Annotated in this window: 16 protein-coding genes; 4 read left to right on the top strand and 12 right to left on the bottom strand. The window is 62.6% G+C overall.

The window, feature by feature from the left end; all coding sequences use genetic code 11:
• Positions 1-699: 699 nt before the first annotated feature.
• The 12 genes from flgL to BLT65_RS15370 all read right to left on the bottom strand — a co-directional run bounded on the left by flgL (position 700) and on the right by BLT65_RS15370 (position 13,982).
• Positions 700-1,920: a flagellar hook-associated protein FlgL gene (gene flgL / locus BLT65_RS15425; protein WP_091778872.1), complete on the bottom strand. Its 1,221-nt coding sequence runs from the start codon at positions 1,918-1,920 to the stop codon at positions 700-702.
• 14 nt (positions 1,921-1,934) lie between these two features.
• Positions 1,935-3,908: a flagellar hook-associated protein FlgK gene (flgK, locus tag BLT65_RS15420; protein ID WP_091778870.1), complete on the bottom strand. Its 1,974-nt coding sequence runs from the start codon at positions 3,906-3,908 to the stop codon at positions 1,935-1,937.
• Between the two features lie 1,096 nt (positions 3,909-5,004).
• Positions 5,005-5,754 (bottom strand): flagellar brake protein, encoded by a 750-nt coding sequence (locus BLT65_RS15415; protein ID WP_042316729.1) that lies wholly within the window; start codon positions 5,752-5,754, stop codon positions 5,005-5,007.
• Positions 5,755-6,171: 417 nt separating this feature from the next.
• A complete protein-coding gene (gene flgJ, locus BLT65_RS15410) occupies positions 6,172-7,104 on the bottom strand; it encodes a flagellar assembly peptidoglycan hydrolase FlgJ (RefSeq protein ID WP_042316733.1) in 933 nt (310 codons plus the stop codon).
• A gap of 12 nt (positions 7,105-7,116) precedes the next feature.
• Positions 7,117-8,304 carry a flagellar basal body P-ring protein FlgI gene (locus BLT65_RS15405; RefSeq protein WP_042316735.1) on the bottom strand — a complete coding sequence of 396 codons (1,188 nt, stop codon included), beginning with the start codon at positions 8,302-8,304 and terminating at the stop codon, positions 7,117-7,119.
• Positions 8,305-8,306: 2 nt separating this feature from the next.
• Positions 8,307-9,017 carry a flagellar basal body L-ring protein FlgH gene (gene flgH / locus BLT65_RS15400; protein WP_042316736.1) on the bottom strand — a complete coding sequence of 237 codons (711 nt, stop codon included), beginning with the start codon at positions 9,015-9,017 and terminating at the stop codon, positions 8,307-8,309.
• 50 nt (positions 9,018-9,067) lie between these two features.
• Positions 9,068-9,856, bottom strand: coding sequence for a flagellar basal-body rod protein FlgG (gene flgG / locus BLT65_RS15395; RefSeq protein ID WP_042316739.1), 789 nt, complete (start codon positions 9,854-9,856; stop codon positions 9,068-9,070).
• Positions 9,857-9,907: 51 nt separating this feature from the next.
• A complete protein-coding gene (flgF, locus tag BLT65_RS15390) occupies positions 9,908-10,666 on the bottom strand; it encodes a flagellar basal-body rod protein FlgF (protein ID WP_042316741.1) in 759 nt (252 codons plus the stop codon).
• A gap of 22 nt (positions 10,667-10,688) precedes the next feature.
• A complete protein-coding gene (locus tag BLT65_RS15385; RefSeq protein WP_042316742.1) occupies positions 10,689-12,197 on the bottom strand; it encodes a flagellar hook protein FlgE in 1,509 nt (502 codons plus the stop codon).
• Positions 12,198-12,230: 33 nt separating this feature from the next.
• Positions 12,231-12,944 (bottom strand): flagellar hook assembly protein FlgD, encoded by a 714-nt coding sequence (locus BLT65_RS15380; RefSeq protein WP_042316745.1) that lies wholly within the window; start codon positions 12,942-12,944, stop codon positions 12,231-12,233.
• A gap of 11 nt (positions 12,945-12,955) precedes the next feature.
• On the bottom strand, positions 12,956-13,381 hold the full coding sequence (gene flgC, locus BLT65_RS15375) for a flagellar basal body rod protein FlgC (RefSeq protein ID WP_042316746.1): 426 nt from the start codon (positions 13,379-13,381) through the stop codon (positions 12,956-12,958).
• Between the two features lie 109 nt (positions 13,382-13,490).
• Positions 13,491-13,982, bottom strand: coding sequence for a flagellar basal body rod protein FlgB (locus BLT65_RS15370; protein WP_042316749.1), 492 nt, complete (start codon positions 13,980-13,982; stop codon positions 13,491-13,493).
• A 242-nt stretch (positions 13,983-14,224) separates the two neighbouring features.
• Between BLT65_RS15370 and flgA the strand changes: the two genes are divergently transcribed.
• The 4 genes from flgA (at position 14,225) to BLT65_RS46455 (ending at position 16,771) form a co-directional block, all read left to right on the top strand.
• Positions 14,225-15,460 (top strand): flagellar basal body P-ring formation chaperone FlgA, encoded by a 1,236-nt coding sequence (flgA, locus tag BLT65_RS15365; RefSeq protein WP_091778868.1) that lies wholly within the window; start codon positions 14,225-14,227, stop codon positions 15,458-15,460.
• A 105-nt stretch (positions 15,461-15,565) separates the two neighbouring features.
• Positions 15,566-15,907 (top strand): flagellar biosynthesis anti-sigma factor FlgM, encoded by a 342-nt coding sequence (gene flgM / locus BLT65_RS15360; RefSeq protein WP_007746202.1) that lies wholly within the window; start codon positions 15,566-15,568, stop codon positions 15,905-15,907.
• Between the two features lie 98 nt (positions 15,908-16,005).
• A complete protein-coding gene (locus BLT65_RS15355; protein WP_007577053.1) occupies positions 16,006-16,452 on the top strand; it encodes a flagella synthesis protein FlgN in 447 nt (148 codons plus the stop codon).
• Positions 16,453-16,549: 97 nt separating this feature from the next.
• Positions 16,550-16,771 (top strand): hypothetical protein, encoded by a 222-nt coding sequence (locus BLT65_RS46455; RefSeq protein ID WP_143036517.1) that lies wholly within the window; start codon positions 16,550-16,552, stop codon positions 16,769-16,771.
• Positions 16,772-16,909 lie beyond the last annotated feature (138 nt).

Below are 16,909 nucleotides of genomic sequence, written 5' to 3'. Positions count from 1 at the left end.
AGGGTCTTACGCTTCACACGGCAGCATTTCTGTTCGCGTGCGTTGCCAACGCTATAAATGAGCGCCTCACCCGCTTCAAATACCCGTACAAGTGCCAGCGGCAGCGAATGGTATGTGCCGCCCAGGTGGCAAACTGTGTGTAGGTTGTCGCGTCGTATAGCTTGGCGCTCTTACAGGGTGGGACGCGTGTGCTATTGGTCCGGAGTGAGACGTGTGCAGTACTACGGCCGACACACAGTTTGCCACCTGGGCGGCGGACGAATATCTGGCGTGGCATACAGTACTGCGGGAGCTTGAAGCGGGTGAGGCGCCATCTAAGAGCGCTGGCAACGAGCATGGGTCATGTGGTTGCCGTGTGAAGCGTAAGAACCGTTGGGGGTCCTCAGGCAATGACTAGAACTGGCGGTGTGAGCCGCTTTCTTTTGCCTACTTTTCTTTGCGGCGGCAAAGAAAAGTAGGTGCCGCCCCGCACAGGGGCGACGCGTGAAGCTAGATAACGCATCGCGGATGCCAGCGCAAACACAAGCAAACCACACCGCTTGCGCAGCAAACACCGCTCCCCCGGCTGCCAGCGTAGACACAAGCAAACCACCCCACATCGCAAGACAAAAAAAACGCCCAACCCTATTCAAAGAGCCAGGCGTCTCACACCTACAAAAGCAAAAACAAAACCAAAACCAAAACTGAACAACGAAAAAATCAATTCCCGATGTAATCAAACAACGACAACTTCTGAATCATCGAAAAACCCTGCTGCGCAGCCTGCAGAGAGAATTGGGTCATCGTGTACTTACTGATCACCGACGTCAGATCAGTCTGCGTCAAATCCGCAAGATTGCTCGTGGTCTGCAACGAGTTCGTCTGCGTCACCGTCTGCAGTGCCTCAACCTCCTGCTCGCGACCACCGACCGACGTCTGGATCGACGTCACGTTATTCATCGTGTTATGCAACTGCGTCAGCGCCGTGCCCAGCGCGTTCGTCAGGTTCGCCTGGCCGCCCGTGCCCGAGACGGGCGTTTGCAGCGCGGCAATCACGCTGTCGAGGTTCGCGAACACGTCCTTGTTCGACTGCGCCGCGGGCGTCACCGAGAACGCATCGCCCGCATTGGGCGAGCCGGAAATCGTCACGTTCTGGCCGCCGCCGCCAAGCGAAATCGCCTGGCCAGCCGTGAAGGTCTGCGGCGCGCTCGTCGTCGACGTGGTGGCGTCGGTGATCGTGTACGTCGTGGAGGACGTGAAGTTGATCGTGTACTGATGCTGGTTCGTCGGGTCGGTCGGATTGGTCACCGACACGTTGCCGATCGTGCCCGTGCCCGTGTTGGCCGAATTGCCCGCCGTCACGGCCGCGCTGCCCGCCGGCGAGATGCTCAGAAACACTGCCTGGCCCGTATCGCCGATCGCGATGTTACGGGTGCCCGTCACCTGCACGTTCTGCACGCCGCTGTCGCCGTTGTACTGAACAGCGCCGCTCGCGTTGATCGAGAACGGCGGCGTCCCTGCCTGATAGCCGGCGTACAGATAGTTGCCCGAGCCGTCGGTGCCGTTCGCAAGACCCATCAGCTGATTGCGCAAGCCCTGCAGCTGCGTCGCGATCGCGCCGCGGTCGCCGTCGTTGAGCGAGCCGTCACCCGCGCGCACGAGCTGCGTGCTGATCGACGTCAGCACGTTGTTGATGCTGGACAGCGAGCCGTCCTCGGATTGCAGCGCAGCGAGCGCGGTGTTCTGGTTGTCGGCGTACTGCGACAGCGTCGCGCCCTGCATGCTGAGCTGCACGGCCTGCGCCGCGCCGACGGGATTGTCCGACGGCGTCGCGAGACTCACGCCGCTCGACAGTTGCTGATACAGCGACGCGAGCGTGGATTGCTGATCGTCCATCGTCTGGACGTTCATGCCGAAGTATTGCGAAGTAGAGATGCGCATAGTCGTTCAACGCCTCAATTAAAAATGCCGAGGATCGTCTGGAACAGCGTCTGGGCCGTCTGGATGACCTTGCTGTTCGCCTGATACAACTGCTGGTATTGCAGCAGGTTCGCCGCTTCCTCGTTGATGTTCACGCCGGAAATCGCCTGCTGCGAGGTCGTGATCTGCGTCACGAGCGCCGTCTGCGATTTGTTCGACGCCTGGATCTGGTTCGTCTGGTTGCCGATGTCGTTCACGTAGTTCGCGTACGAGTCGGTCAGCGTGAGCGTACCGTTGCCCATCGACTTCGTCGTCACGAGATTCGAGATCGACTGCGCGTTGCGGCCGTCCTTGCCGCCCGCCGGGTTCGGCGCGATCGTGAAGGTGTCGCCGTTCGCGGGCGTGCCCGTGATCTGCAGCGACACGTTGTTGATCGTGCTGCCCGTGATCGTCATCGACGCGCCCATGGCCGCGTTGTACGGCACAGGCGTCGTCGCTGCCGTGATGTTGTACGAGGTCGGCGGCGTGCTGTTGATGGTCACGGTCGAGCCGACCGGGAAGCCGGAGATCGATCCCGTCGTCGAGTCGTACGTCAGCGTGGTGGTCGAGCTGGGCAACGTGTAGCCCGCCGACACCGTGCCCTGCGTCACCGACGACGTGCCCGTATTCGACGTGCCCTTCGACACCAGAACGGGCGACGAAGCCGCGATGGCCGCACCGTCGCTCGTCGTCAGCCCGAAGCCGTTCAGCGCGCCGCGCGTCGGCTCGACGGTGAACGAATCGCCGGGATTCATCGTGCCCGTCAGCGAGAACTGCATGCCGCCGATCGGGTTGGTCAGGTTGGCCGCCTGGCCGACGACCTGGCCCGTATCGCGATTGGTCAGGGTGTAGTTCGCGCCGTCGTACGACAGCGTGTAGTCGCCCGATACCGGCTGCGACGGATTGGACAGCGAAGCGCCCAGCGTCGCGCCGCCCGTATTCTTCAGGTTCGCGAAGATGGTCGGATTGCCGACCGTGAACAGCGCGCCGCCTTTGTTGCCGTTCAGGTCGATACCGAGCGAGTTCTGCGCGTTGACCTGCGCGGCGAAGCTTGTCGCGATCGCGCCGAGTTGCGCTTCGGCGGGATCGAGTGTCTGACTGCGGAACGTCATCAGCCCACCGATCTGCCCTCCCAGCTGGACGCTGTCGGGCAGGATTTGCGGCGTCGTCGTTCCGGCCTGGCTCGCAAGACCTGCGTAGGCAACGGCCGTTTCCGTCGGGTCCGACGGCGATGTGACGGTTGTGAGATTGAAGCTCTTGTCGGCGACGACGAGCGGCTGGCCGTTGCCCATGAACACGCTGTAGCCGCTATCGCCTTGCACGACCTGCACGCCGACGAGTTGCGACAGGTTCGACACGGCGAGGTCGCGCTGGTCGAGCAGCTGGTTGGGCGGCTGGCCTTGTGCGCTCAGCGACTGGATCTGCGAATTCAGTTGCGCGATTTGCGCGCTGTACGTGTTGATCTGCTTGACGGTGTCGCCGATCTGCGTGTTGACGTTCGTGCGCAGCTGGTCGTACTGATCGCCGGCTGCGTTGATCTGGTCCGCCAACGATTGCGCGTTGCTGATGGCGCTTTGGCGCATCGCGGGATTCGACGCATCGTTCGCGACGTTCTGCATGCCGGTGAAGTACGACGTGATCGCGCTCGAGATGCCCGAGGTCGGATTGCCGACCATGTTGTTGAGCTGCGCGATCAGGTTGTAGTACGTGTTGAGCGAACCGGACTGCGACTGCGCGTTGTTCAGTTCGGTCGTGAGGTACTGGCTGTACTGGCGCTGGATGGTCGTGGTCGACACGCCGCTGCCGAGATAGCCGGAGCCCGTGTACTGTCCGCTCGATTCCGAGTAGACGGGACGCTCGACGGAATAGCCGGGCGTCGCCTGATTGGAGATGTTCTGACCCGTAGTCGTCAGGCCCCATTGGGCTGCGTTGAGTCCACTAAGGCCGATGCTAAAAAGGTTACTCGACATGCGTCATCCTGAAAGACGGCGTAAGGGGCGGTGTGTGTGGCACCGCCAGGTTGACCGAACAATTTGTATATCGGCCTCCCGGCGGGAAGATTGAGGGCGGGAATGGTTTTTTTGCGCGAAGCGCACCAGGTTTTTGTTGCGCGGAGCGCCCGTGGTTTTATTGCGCGAAGCGCTGGATGGGGTTTGGTTTTGTCTTCGACGTTGGGGTTTGGGTTTTGCCTCGGCGAGGCGGTGGTTGCTGCGCAAGCGGTTTGGTTTTTGGCCGTTGCGATGGGTTACGCGTTTTGCCTTTATGGCGCGGGCGGGTTTGGTTGTTCTGGCTCTTTCGCTGGCATCCGCGCTTTGTTAGCGTGCTTCAAGCGTCGCCCCTGTGCGGGGCGGCACCTACTTTTCTTTGCCGCCGCAAAGAAAAGTAGGCAAAAGAAAGCGGCTAACACCGCCAGTTCTTGTTTTTGCCTGAGGGCCCCCACAGGGTCTTACGCTTCACACGGCAGCATTTCTGTTCGCGTGCGTTGCCAACGCTATAAATGAGCGCCTCACCCGCTTCAAATACCCGTACAAGTGCCAGCGGCAGCGAATGGTATGTGCCGCCCAGGTGGCAAACTGTGTGTAGGTTGTCGCGTCGTATAGCTTGGCGCTCTTACAGGGTGGGACGCGTGTGCTATTGGTCCGGAGTGAGACGTGTGCAGTACTACGGCCGACACACAGTTTGCCACCTGGGCGGCGGACGAATATCTGGCGTGGCATACAGTACTGCGGGAGCTTGAAGCGGGTGAGGCGCCATCTAAGAGCGCTGGCAACGAGCATGGGTCATGTGGTTGCCGTGTGAAGCGTAAGAACCGTTGGGGGTCCTCAGGCAATGACTAGAACTGGCGGTGTGAGCCGCTTTCTTTTGCCTACTTTTCTTTGCGGCGGCAAAGAAAAGTAGGTGCCGCCCCGCACAGGGGCGACGCGTGAAGCTAGATAACAACTCGCGGATGCCAGCGAAAACACAAGCAAACCAAACCGCTTGCGCGGCAAACACAGCCACCCGGATGCCAGCTCAAACACGAGCAAACCACCCAGCGTCGCAGACAACCAACCCAAACCAAAAACCTTACGCCCGCGCCAACGACCGCCTCTTCATCTCAAGCTGAGTAATCAACCGCTGAAGCGTATTCTCAGCATTCCCCGGCAGGGACAAAAACCGAAACCCGAGCGTGTAACGCTGCGTGCCGTTAGGCAGATCCACTGCCCGATTCGACATCAACTCAAGATCGAGCTGCAACGTCCCCAGCGACCCAAGCACCACTTCCGTGTCGAGCAACTGAACCCCATGCTCGAGCGTCGCCACACGCTCATCACTCGTCCGCATGGCCATGCCACCAAGCGAAAGATCCTGCACTTCGAACCGAAACCCTTCCCCATCCGGCAAGCGCCCACGGCAAGTATAAGGATCAAGCAACGGCGCATCGACGCGGAAATACTCCCGCCGCTGCACGTAATACAAAACCTCAGGAAAATTGGCCTCGAACGAAGGCCGCCCTTCGAACGTCGTTTCGCGCGGCGTCTGCGTGACGAAATGCACGCGCACCCCGTCCGGCGTCGCATGAAAATGACCTTCCGGCGACGTCAGCAGCCCGCGGTTCTGCTCGGCAAGCGCGCCCCAGTCAAACGTGAAGGTTCGCTCTCGCACGTCCACTTCGAGGATCTTCGTCACAAGCTGGCCGCCCTTGTACTGCACGGTCAGAAAATCGCCGCGATTGAGCAGATTGCGCAGTTGCACACCGATCTCAAGCGGATTGCGGCGGCCGAAGTCGACGCCTTCCATCTCGCGGTTGTCACCATTCGACTGGGTGGTATTCATGGCCTTGCCAATTTCTCTTCGTTCTTGCGAGCACGTCGCGAAAGCACCGCCGGCCGGGGCTCGGCACGGCCGGCATACGTCGCGAAACACGCGTGGGTCCGGAATTCTTCGCACCATTCCGGTATCGGGTCTGACTGTTTAGCGGCAGCGTCAGCCCAAAGTTTAGACCGGTTTTACGAAATATTTTCCGCAAACGTTTGACACCGCAACGAAGACAGGATACGCGAATTCTGCTCGCGGTCCGAAAGTGACATAAGACAATAACGGGAGGCAATGCGGCTCGGTCCAACCGCCGTGGCGGCGGCTCCGTCCGTCTGATGGTGCGACATACCCCGTCGCCGGCGTGATGCCGTTGAAGTACTGCGTAGCGACGATGATTGACCAGAACGAACGCGGCAAGCGCCGCGCTCGCGCGCGTCACACCATCTTTTGCATGATCGAAATCAGCTTCTTCGCGTAGTGCGGATCGGTCGCGTAACCGGCGCGCTGCATGCCCTGCGCGAAGCCGTTCACGTCACGCGACGAATTGATCACCTGCGCATAGCGCGGGTTCGACTTCAGGAAGCTCGCGTAGTCGGTCATCGCTTCCTCGTACGAATCGTACGCACGGAACTTCTCGACCACGCGCTGCGGGCGGCCGTTGATGTATTCGGTCGTGACCGTCGCGACGGTCTTACCGTTCCAGTCGTCCGAGGCCTTGATGCCGAAAATGTTGTGACTCGTCGTGCCGTCCGACTTGCGGATCTCGCGCTTGCCCCAGCCCGATTCGAGCGCGGCCTGGCCGATGATGAAGCGCGCCGGAATGCCCGTCGCGGCACTCGCGGCCTGCGCCGGCGCGGCGAGCTTGTCGACGAATGCGTCCACCTTGTCCGACGAGCCGTCGCCGCGCACGGCCGGCGTCAACGCGCTGTTCGCCGAGTAGCCGCGGCCCATCTTCAGCGCGCCGTTGTTCGCCGGGTTCGCGTACGCCTTCGCCAGCGCATTCATCGCAACGTTGTTGCCCGCGTTCGCATCGTCGGCGGACATGCCGGAATTGCGCATCAACTGCTTGAGCATCGCGTCGGCAACACCAATGCCCTTCGACGACATCTGCTGCGAAAGCTGCTGGTCCATCATGGACGTGAAGGTTGCCGTGTCGTGCGAATCGAACGGGCCGTCGGACGGCGTCGCGTCGCGCATGCTCTTCAGCATCATCTGCGTGAAAACGGCGTCGAACTGCTTGGCCGCCGACTTCATCGCTTCACGCGGATTCGCCGCGGCCTGCGCGCGCATCGCATCGAAGCCCTGCGTGTCGAGGGCGAAACGATTGGTCAGGTCATTCGCGGCGTTGCGCGTCGTGTCGGAGTTCATTCTGGTTGTTCCTTAGATGATCTCGAGATCGGCTCGCAGCGCACCGGCTGCCTTCATGGCCTGGAGAATCGACATCAGATCTGCGGGCGTTGCGCCGAGCGCGTTGAGCGCCTTCACGACGTCCGCGAGATTCGCGCCCGCGCTCACCATCTTGAGCGCGCCGTTGTCCTGCTTCAGCGCGATCTGCGACTGCTGCGCGACGACCGTCTGACCATTCGAGAACGCGCCCGGCTGGCTCACCACCGGTTGCGTGTTGACGACCACGGACAGATTGCCGTGCGCGACGGCGCAAGTCTGCAGCGTCACCATCTGGTTCATCACGATCGAGCCGGTGCGCGCGTTCAGAATCACCTTCGCGGCGGCCTGCCCGGGCTTCACGTCGAGGTTCTGCAACTGCGCCATGAACTGCACCTGCTGCGCCGGATCGGTCGGCGCGCGCAGCTGGATCGTGCGGCCGTCGAGCGCGACCGCCGTGCCGAAGCCGAACGCGTTGTTGATCGCCGACGTGATGCGCTGCGTCGTGTCGTAGTCCATGTCGTTCAGGTCGAGCTGCATCGTGCCCGCCTGCGAAATCGTGGTCGGCACCGCGCGCTCGACGAGCGCGCCACCCGTGATGCGGCCCGCCGCGAGCTGGTTGACCTGCACCTTGCTGCCGTTCGCGCTGGCACCCGCGCCGCCAACGGCCATGTTGCCCTGCGCGAGCGCATACACCTGGCCGTCCGCGCCCTTGAGCGGCGTGAGCAGCAGCGTGCCGCCACGCAGGCTCTTGGCATTGCCGAGCGACGACACGGTGACGTCGATCGCTTCGCCGGGCCGCGCGAACGCGGGCAGCGACGCCGTCACCATCACGGCGGCGACGTTCTTCAACTGCATGCTCGACAGCGAATTGTTGCTGGAGTTCGAGCCAGCCTGCTGGCTGTTGATCGAGATGCCGAGGTTCGCGAGCATGTTCGCGAGCGTCTGCGTCGTGAAAGGCGTCTGCGTGGTCTGGTCGCCCGTGCCGTCGAGACCGACGACGAGGCCATAGCCGATCAGCGGGTTGTCGCGCACGCCCTGGATCTGCACGAGGTCCTTCAGGCGTTCCGCATGGGCGACGTGCGTCGTGACGGGCAGCGCGGCGCACGCGAGCGCGACCACGGCGAAGGCGCGCGCGGCGAAACCGGAAACGGACGTCAGGCGGAGGAAAGAGAAGGTACGCATGATCAGAACGGCGCGACGTTGAGGAAGAATCGTTGCAGCCAGCTCATGTCCTGGGATTCATTGATATAGCCCTTGGCCGAGTATTCAATCTTCGCGTCCGCGACCTGGGTCGAGTAAACCGCGTTCAGGCTGCTGATCGTGTTCGGATTGACGACTCCCGAGAAACGCACGAACTCGTTGCCCTGGTTGATCAGCATCTGCTTTTCGCCGCTCACGAGCAGATTGCCGTTCGGCTGCACGCCGATCACGGTGACGGTGATCACGCCGCTGAACGTGTTCGACGCATTGGCGCCGCCCGTTGCCTTGAACGTGTTGGCACCCGTCGCGTCGAGGTTCACCTTGCCGAACAGACCGCCCAGAAAGCCCGCCGTCGGCACGCCGAACTTGGTCTCGCCGTTGCGGTTCGTGTTCGCACCCGACGACTTCGTCGCATTGATGTTTTCGGAGATGACGATGGTCAGGATGTCGCCGACATTGCGCGGACGCTGGTCTTCGAACAGCGGCCGGCCAGCGTAACCCGGGTTGAAGATCGAGCCGGGCGTTTGCAGCGACGGCGGCGGCGGCGGCACGGCCGTCATCGGTTGCTGGGTGATCGGCTCCCTCGGCACGAGCGCACAGCCGCCGAGTGCGGCTGCGAGCACGCCAGCGCCAGCGAGCATCGACACTGCCCGCGCGCTGCGCAGAGGAATCTGGGTTCGAATGAAGTGCGACATCTTGGTTACCGCCTAAGTGTTTCCGACTTTCAGCCTGACTGTCAGCCTGCTTAAACCGGCATCTGGCTGAGCGTCTGCAGCATCTGGTCGGACGTCGTCACGGCCTTGCTGTTGATTTCGTACGCGCGCTGGGTCTGGATCATGTTCACCAGTTCCTGCACGACGTTGACGTTCGATGCTTCGACATAGCCCTGATTCAGCGTGCCGGCGCCGTTCAGACCCGGCGTCGCGACGTTCGGCGTGCCCGACGAAGTCGTTTCCTGGAACAGGTTTTCGCCCTTCGCGTCGAGACCGGTCGGGTTGATGAACGTGGCGACCTGCAACGAGCCGATCTGCGTCGTCGCCGTCGAGCCTGCCGTCGTCACCGACACCACGCCGTCGCTACCGATCGTGAGCGACGTCGCGTTCTGCGGAATCGTGATCGCGGGCAGCACCTGATAGCCGCTCGACGTAACGAGCTGGCCCTGTGCGTTGGTCTGGAAGGAGCCGTCGCGCGTGTACGCGGTCGTGCCGTCCGGCATCTGCACCTGGAAGAAGCCCTGGCCGTTGATCGCGACGTCCTTCGAATTGCCCGTCTGCTGCAGGTTGCCCTGCGTGTACAGACGCTCGGTCGCGACTTGCTGCACGCCCGTGCCGAGCTGGATGCCCGACGGCAGTTCCGTCTGCTGCGTCGAGTTCGCGCCCGGCTGGCGGATGGTCTGATACAGCAGGTCTTCGAACACCGCGCGCGAGCCCTTGAAGCCGTTCGTGCTGACGTTCGCGAGGTTGTTCGAAATCGTGTCCATCTGCGCCTGTTGCGCATTCATGCCCGTGGCGGCGATATAGAGTGAGCGGTTCACTTACTTTCTCCTGAACGCAGCGTGGTGCGTTCCGTTAAATCTGCGTCGGGATTAGCTGAAGCTCAGCAACTTGTTGGCCGACTGCTCGTTCTGGTCGGCGGACTCGATCATCTTGGTCTGCATCTGGAACTGGCGGGCGTTGGTGATCATCGAGACCATCGCCGCGACCGGATTCACGTTGCTGCCTTCGAGTGCGCCTGCCGCGACCTTGACGGCGGGATCGGCGTCGGCGGGATTGCCGTCAGTCGTGTGATAGAGGCCATCGTCGCCGTGCGTGAGGCTGCCGGGCGCGGGATTCACCAGCTTCAGCTGATCGACGAGCGCGATCGTCGTGGCGGGATCGCCCGGCATCAGCGCCGAGATGGTGCCGTCGTTGCCGATCGTCACTTCCGCGCCGGGCGGCACGGCAATCGGACCGCCGCCACCTACCACCTGCATGTTGCTGGCCGTGACGAGCTGGCCGTTTGCATCGACGTGCAGGTTGCCCGCGCGCGTGTACGCTTCCTGGCCGTCGGGCGTCAGCACCGACAGCCAGCCCGGACCCTGGATCGCGACGTCGAGCGGATTGCCCGTCTGCTGGATCGGGCCCGGCGTGTAGTCCGCGGTGGGCGTCGACGACAGCACGAAAGTGCGCGTGGTGTCGTTCTGAATCGTGCTGCCGTCGCCGAACGCCATCGGCACGGCGCGGAACGTCGCGAGCTGGGCCTTGAAGCCCGTGGTCGAGGTGTTCGCGAGGTTGTTCGCGACCACGGCCTGCTGTTCGAGCGCTTGGGAAGCGCCCGACATCGCGGTGTATATGAGCCGGTCCATGATGGTGTCGGTGCGTCAGCTATTACAGGTTGATCAGCGTCTGGTCGACGGCCTGCTGGGTCTTGATCGTCTGCGCGTTCGCCTGGTAATCGCGTTGCGCGGTGATCAGGTTCACCAGTTCGCTCGTCAGGTCGACGTTCGAGTTTTCCGTCGCGCCGCCTTGCAGCACGCCGTGGTTCGTCGAGCCGGGCGCTGCGATCACTGCGACGCCAGATGCGGCCGTTGCCTGAAACTCGTTGTTGCCGAGGTTGATCAGGCCGTTCTGGTTCGCGAACGTCGCGAGTGCGACCTGGCCGAGCGCCGCCGTCTGGTTGTTCGAGTAGTTACCCGTGATGATGCCGTCGGCGCCGACCGAGAAGCTCGTCAACTGACCCGCCGCGAAACCGTCTTGCGTCAGCGAGTTGACGCCGTCCTTGCTGCCGAACTGCGTCGTGCCAGCGATGTTCAGCGTCAGACCTTGCGGCGTCGCCGAGCCGTCCGAGTTCGGGATCGAGAAGTTGAATGCGAACAGCGTCGAGGTCGGGTTGCCCGATGCGTCGAGCGTGCTGACCAGGTTGCCCGACGTGTCGAACTTCGCGGTGCCGATCTTGGTGGTTGGGACGCTGCCGTCCTTGCCTGCATACACGTCCCACGAACCGGCTGCCGTCTTCACGAAGTACATGTCGACCTGCTGTTTGCCGCCCAGCGAGTCATAGACGGGCACCGACGTCGAGTAGGTGTACGTCGCGCTGTTGTTCGGGTCGAACGTCAGCGGCGTCGGCGTGATCGTTACCGCGTCGCCCGTGGCCGGCGTGCCGGCGAGCGTGATCGTTTCGCCGTTGCCGAGCTTGATCGGCGAGTTGGCGGAGTACGTGCCCGACACGCTCGAGCCGTCGCTGCCCGTCACCGTGTACGCCGTCGCGCTGGTGAAGGTGACCGTGTAGGTGTTGGCGTTCGTGCCCTGCGTGCCGTCCGTGATCGACACACCGTTGTTCGTCAGGGTGCCCGTGTTGGTCCCGGCGAACGCCGCGGTAGGCGTGCCCAGCGCGAGTTTGTCCTGCGCGTTCAGGTTCAGGCCGGCCGTGATGCCCTTGGTGGCCGTCGGCGGAATATTGGCCGTCGGCACCTGCAGCGGCACCGTGCCCGCCGTGTTGACGACACCGTTCGCGTTCGCCGCGTAGCCCATCAGCTTCAGGCCGTCGGCGTTGACGATATAGCCGTTCTTGTCGAGCTGGAACACGCCGTTGCGCGAGTACGTCACCGAGCCGTTATTCGACATCTGGAAGAAGCCGTTGCCGTTGATGGCGACGTGCAGCGCGATGTCGTCGTTCGTGATCGTGCCTTGCGAGAAGTTCTGCTCGACTTCCGACATGCGCGTGCCGATGCCGATCTGGTTATTGACGGCCGTGGCGACCGAGTTCGCGTACATGTCCGCGAACTGCGCCGCACCTTGCTTGAAGCCGACGGTGTTCGCGTTGGCGATGTTGTTGCCGATGACGTCGAGGTCGCTCGATGCGCCTGCCAGTCCGCTCAATCCTTGTTGGTAACCCATGACGGTCTCCGTATCTGCTGATGCTGAAAGCGTTTAGATGATGGCGGCGATCGACGTCAGGCCGACCGTCTTGCCGTTCGAGAGGACGAGGCCCGGCGTGCCGTCCGGCTGCTTGATCACACCCTGCACCGTGGCCGCGGACAGCGTGGCCGGGCTGGTCGTGCCGTTTGCCGTCGTGCCGCTTGCGGTGATCGTGTAGTTGCCGTCGGGGAGCGCGTTGCCGGCCGTGTCGACGGGCGTCCAGCCGATAGGAATCGTGCCTGCCGACTGCTTGCCGAGGTCGATCGTGTTGACGATCTGGCCGGCCGAGTTCTTGACCGTGACCTGCACGTCCGTCGCGTCGTTCGCGAGCGTGACGCCGAAGCCCGTCGCCTTGCCCGATGCCACCGAGAAGCCGTCGCCCGGGGCGAGCACCGTCGCGCTGATCAGGCTCGCGGCCTGGGTCTGCTGGTTGGTCGTCAGTTGCGTGGCGAGCGAACTCAGCGACGTGTTCAGCTGCGCGATACCCGTCACCGTATTGATCTGGGCCAGCTGCGAGGTCATCTGCGAGCTGTCCATCGGATTGGTCGGGTCCTGGTTCTTCATCTGCGCGATGAGCAGCTGCAAGAACGTGTTCTGCAGGTCGCTGCCCGACGTCGCGCTGGACGACGAGCTCGACGACGACGCACTGCCCGTGCCGTTCATCGTGTCGAGCAACGTCTGCGAAACAGTCGCGCCGTTGTTGCCGATTGTGGATTGCGTAGTCAAGGAAACTCTCCTCAGGTTCCGATCGTGAGCGTCTTCAGCATCAGCTGTTTCGCGGTGTTGAGCGTTTCGACGTTGGCCTGATAAGAGCGCGAGGCCGAAATCATGTTGACCATTTCCTGCACCGGGTCGACGTTCGGCATCTGGACGTAACCGTTTGCGTCAGCGGCCGGGTTGCCCGGGTCGTAAGACGTTTTCATCGGCGTCGGGTCGTCGATGACGCCCGTCACCTGCACGCCGCCGATTTGCTGGCCCGAGCCCGTGCGCGCGCCGCCGATCGGGTTGACGGCGAACACGACCTGCTTCGCCTTGTACGGCTGGCCGTCGGGGCCCGTCGTACTGTCGGCGTTCGCGAGGTTCGACGCCGTCACGTTCAGGCGTTGTGCTTGCGCGGACATCGCCGAACCGGCGACGTTGAAAATGTTCATCAGGGATGGCATGGCTTTTCGACCTCTCTTGCCGGCTCGCCGGCGTCTAATCCCGTAGCGTTGTTAGTTTTTAGCGTTGGTCCAGCGCGCTGCCCTCTATATGGAAGGCAGCGCAATTTCATTAACCGTTCGACGTGATCGCCGACAGCATCGACTTGATCTGCTGCGACAGCACCGTCATGCCGGACTCGAAGTGCAGCGAGTTGTCGGCGAACTGCACGCGCTCGGCGTCCAGATCGACCGTGTTGCCGTCGAGCGAAGGCTGCGTCGGAATGCGGTAGGCAACCTTGCCGAAGTCGTCGGTCGGGCCGCCCGTCGGGATGAGGCGCGCCTTGCCCGTCATGTGGCCCGGCTCCGTCGCGGCCATCGACATGCCTTGCGACACGCCCGCCGGCTGCGTCATCGCGAGCGGCGCGTTGTTCGAGGCACCCGCCGTCGAGCCGCCGCTTTTCTTCAGCGCGCCCGCGAGCGACGAAGCGAAGTCGACATCGCGCGCCTTGTAGCCAGGCGTATCGGAGTTCGCGATATTCGACGACAGCAGTTCCTGCCGATAGGCGCGCACATCGAGCGCCTGGCGGCCAAAGGCAAATTCGGCATCGAGTTTGTCCAGCATTGGGTTCTCCGTGGAACGGTCCGTGGCTTCCCGTTTCGCACCGCCGATCCACCTTGTTCGGTAAGAGGCGTTTCGACTGCGCTGGCCGGGATGGCCTTTTTGCATGTGGTGAATTGTGCGGGCGGTGCGCAAGTCTTAATCGGACGAATAGCCGGGGAAGGACGCCTCTATTCACCGTTTGCACGGCAGGCGCGATCTCTAGAATGCGATTCGTACCTATGCATCAACGAAGGAGTCAGACCATGCCCTTGCCCGTCACCGCTTCACGCGAAGCTCGCCGTAAGAGCGCGCGTGCTGCCCGGACGCTGTCGGCGATGGCGCTGGTCAGCGCTTGCGCGGCCGCATCCATTGCGCATGCGCAAGAGAACACCGGACCGATCGTCATTGCCGGACCCGGCGAGAAAAATCCCGCCGATCTTCAGGCACTGGCCGAGCGGATCAACACGCCTGCGCCCGCCGCTGCGCCGCGCGCCAGTGTCCCGGCGCCGATGGTTGCACCCGCAACGCTCGCCGCGAATCCGCGCGGCGAGGCGGACCGTTTCGCGCAAGCCTCGCATGCGGATGGTGCGATCGTGATTCCGGGCGCGGGTGAGACGTCAGCGCAGCAAGCTGTTGCCGCTGCGCCCGCCAATACGAATGCGGGCGCGCCGGGCATGATGCGCGTGAGCCTGCAACCGGCATCGCGTCAGGTGATGCCAGTGGTGGTCGCGCCGGCTCAGGCCGTCGCGCGGCCGACGGCGAGTGTTCAGCCGATTGCGGTGAATCCGGCCGCCGGCAATGCCGCAGCGGCGCAACTTCGCGGCACGGCCGCTGTGCCGCCTGCCGCCGCGCAACCGGCTGCGCCCGTGCCCGCTGGACAGCAGGACGGCGAATCGATCCGCCGCGCCGCGCTTGCGTATTTGCAACAGCAGTCGGCGGGATTGCCGGGCAAGGTCGACATCAGCGTCGCGACGGTGTTTCCGCGCGGTCTCGCCGCATGCACGACGCTCGAGCCGTTCCTGCCGACGGGCGCGCGCGTCTGGGGCCGCACGACGGTCGGCGTGCGTTGCTCGGGTGAGCGTCCGTGGACGCTGTATCTGCAGGCCAAGGTGTCGATTCACGCGACCTACTTTCTCGCCTCGCGTTCGATTGCGCCGGGTGAGCTGCTGTCCGCCTCCGATCTCATCGCGCGAGACGGCGATCTGACGCTGCTGCCGCAAGCCGTGATCACCGATCCGGCGCAGGCTGTCGGCTCGGTGTCGCTGATGCGTGTGTCGGCGGGGTTGCCGCTGCGCCGGGACATGCTGAAGAGCGCGGACTCGGTGACGATCGGGCAGTCGGTGAAAGTGGTCGCGCAGGGTGCGAATTTTGCGATTTCGGCGGAAGGCAGCGCGATGAACAATGCGTCGCCGGGCCAGCCGGTGCGGGTGAAGACGGCGAATGGGCAGATCATCCAGGGCATCGTGAAGGACGGCGGAACCGTCGTGATCCAGCTCTGACGGGTGTTACCAGCGGTTACAACTTGAAAAACGTGCCGGATCGGTTGACCTAAAGTTCGATGGATGGATGCCGTTAATTCATTCAAATCGTTCAGGAAGCCAATCGTGAAAGTTGATTCCACTACCCATTCAGGCCTGCAGACGTTGAAAGACGGGCTGCAGCGCACGCAGCAAGGCGACGCCGCTACGACGGGCGGCGCAGGTACGGCAACGTCGACGGCCACGGGCGCGTCGGGCGACGCCAATGTGAATTTGTCGGGGCTGTCGTCGCATTTGCACAGCCTCGCGAGCGCCGGTTCGTCGGATATCGACACGGCGCATGTCGAGTCGATCAAGTCGGCGATCAAAAACGGCACGTTGACGATCGACTCCGGCAAGATCGCCGATGGCGTGCTGGCAACGGCACGCGATCTGTTGCAGAAGAAGAGCCAGTCGTCCGGCAACTGATGGACGCACCGATGGACGGTGCGGCGGGTGCCGGGCGGTATTTGTGACAAATCCGGTTTGCGTGTTGCGCGAGCCGGTGCCTAGCGAGTTGCTTTGTGATGAAAGACGCCCTGCTTGCCACCGTCATTGACGAATATTCTGCTGTGGAACTGTTCGCTTCTGTCCTTGCAGCTGAGGAGAAGGCGTTGACCACGGTGCATCCCATCGACACGCTGCCGCCCATCGTCGAAAAGAAGATGGAGTTGGTGGAGCGGCTCTCCACGCTGGAGAAGGCGCGGGATTCGCAGCTTTCGCAGCTGGGTTATCCGGGTGGATGGAAGGGGATGGAGCTGGCTGTTGCTGCGGATTCTCGTCTTGCGACGCAGTGGGCTTTGTTGCAGAAGGCTGTTGAGCGGGCTCGGCGGTTTAATACCACTAACGGTGCTTTGATTCGGACTCGAATGGAGTACAACCGGCGGGCTCTCGCCGCGCTGAACGTGGCTGTTGGGCCCGAGCGGGGCGCGCTTTATGGGCCCGATGGGCGGGTTCCTGCGTTTGGAATGTGAGTTTTTTTGAAGGGGGTTCTCCCCTTCTGGATTCCCGTTTTTTGCTTTTTGCCTAGCCGGTGCTCTCTTTGAGTATCGGCTTTTTGGTTTTTGGTTTTTGATTTTTGGTTTTTGGTTTTTGGTTTTTGGTTTTTGGTTTTTGGGTTTTGGTTTGTCTGCGACGCTGGGTGGTTTGCTAGTTTTCGCGCTGGCATCCGCGATTTGTTATCTAGCTTCAGGCGTCGCCCCTGTGCGGGGCGGCACCTACTTTTCTTTGCCGCCGCAAAGAAAAGTAGGCAAAAGAAAGCGGCTCACACCGCCAGTTCTTGTATTTGCCTGAGGGCCCCCAACGGTTCTTACGCTTCACGCGGCAACCACGTGACCCACGTTCGTTGCCAGCGCTCTTGCGGTGCGCCTCACCCGCTTTACACACCCGCGTCGCCGCATGCCGCGCCAGATATTCCACGGCCGCCCAGGT

Source organism: Paraburkholderia steynii (assembly GCF_900100565.1).
Lineage (GTDB): Bacteria > Pseudomonadota > Gammaproteobacteria > Burkholderiales > Burkholderiaceae > Paraburkholderia > Paraburkholderia terrae.
The sequence above is the reverse complement of the archived record's forward strand: the minus strand, read 5'-3'. Positions and strand labels throughout refer to the sequence as shown.

Excerpts from the sequence above, each read along its gene's own strand:
- BLT65_RS15385 (WP_042316742.1), bottom strand. The coding sequence starts at position 12,197 with ATGGGTTACCAACAAGGATTGAGCGGACTGGCAGGCGCATCGAGCGAC.
- BLT65_RS15405 (WP_042316735.1), bottom strand. The coding sequence starts at position 8,304 with ATGCGTACCTTCTCTTTCCTCCGCCTGACGTCCGTTTCCGGTTTCGCC.
- BLT65_RS15415 (WP_042316729.1), bottom strand. The coding sequence starts at position 5,754 with ATGAATACCACCCAGTCGAATGGTGACAACCGCGAGATGGAAGGCGTC.
- flgL (WP_091778872.1), bottom strand. The coding sequence starts at position 1,920 with ATGCGCATCTCTACTTCGCAATACTTCGGCATGAACGTCCAGACGATG.
- flgF (WP_042316741.1), bottom strand. The coding sequence starts at position 10,666 with ATGGACCGGCTCATATACACCGCGATGTCGGGCGCTTCCCAAGCGCTC.
- flgA (WP_091778868.1), top strand. The coding sequence starts at position 14,225 with ATGCCCTTGCCCGTCACCGCTTCACGCGAAGCTCGCCGTAAGAGCGCG.
- flgC (WP_042316746.1), bottom strand. The coding sequence starts at position 13,381 with ATGCCATCCCTGATGAACATTTTCAACGTCGCCGGTTCGGCGATGTCC.
- BLT65_RS15370 (WP_042316749.1), bottom strand. The coding sequence starts at position 13,982 with ATGCTGGACAAACTCGATGCCGAATTTGCCTTTGGCCGCCAGGCGCTC.
- BLT65_RS15355 (WP_007577053.1), top strand. The coding sequence starts at position 16,006 with ATGAAAGACGCCCTGCTTGCCACCGTCATTGACGAATATTCTGCTGTG.
- flgK (WP_091778870.1), bottom strand. The coding sequence starts at position 3,908 with ATGTCGAGTAACCTTTTTAGCATCGGCCTTAGTGGACTCAACGCAGCC.
- flgH (WP_042316736.1), bottom strand. The coding sequence starts at position 9,017 with ATGTCGCACTTCATTCGAACCCAGATTCCTCTGCGCAGCGCGCGGGCA.
- flgJ (WP_042316733.1), bottom strand. The coding sequence starts at position 7,104 with ATGAACTCCGACACGACGCGCAACGCCGCGAATGACCTGACCAATCGT.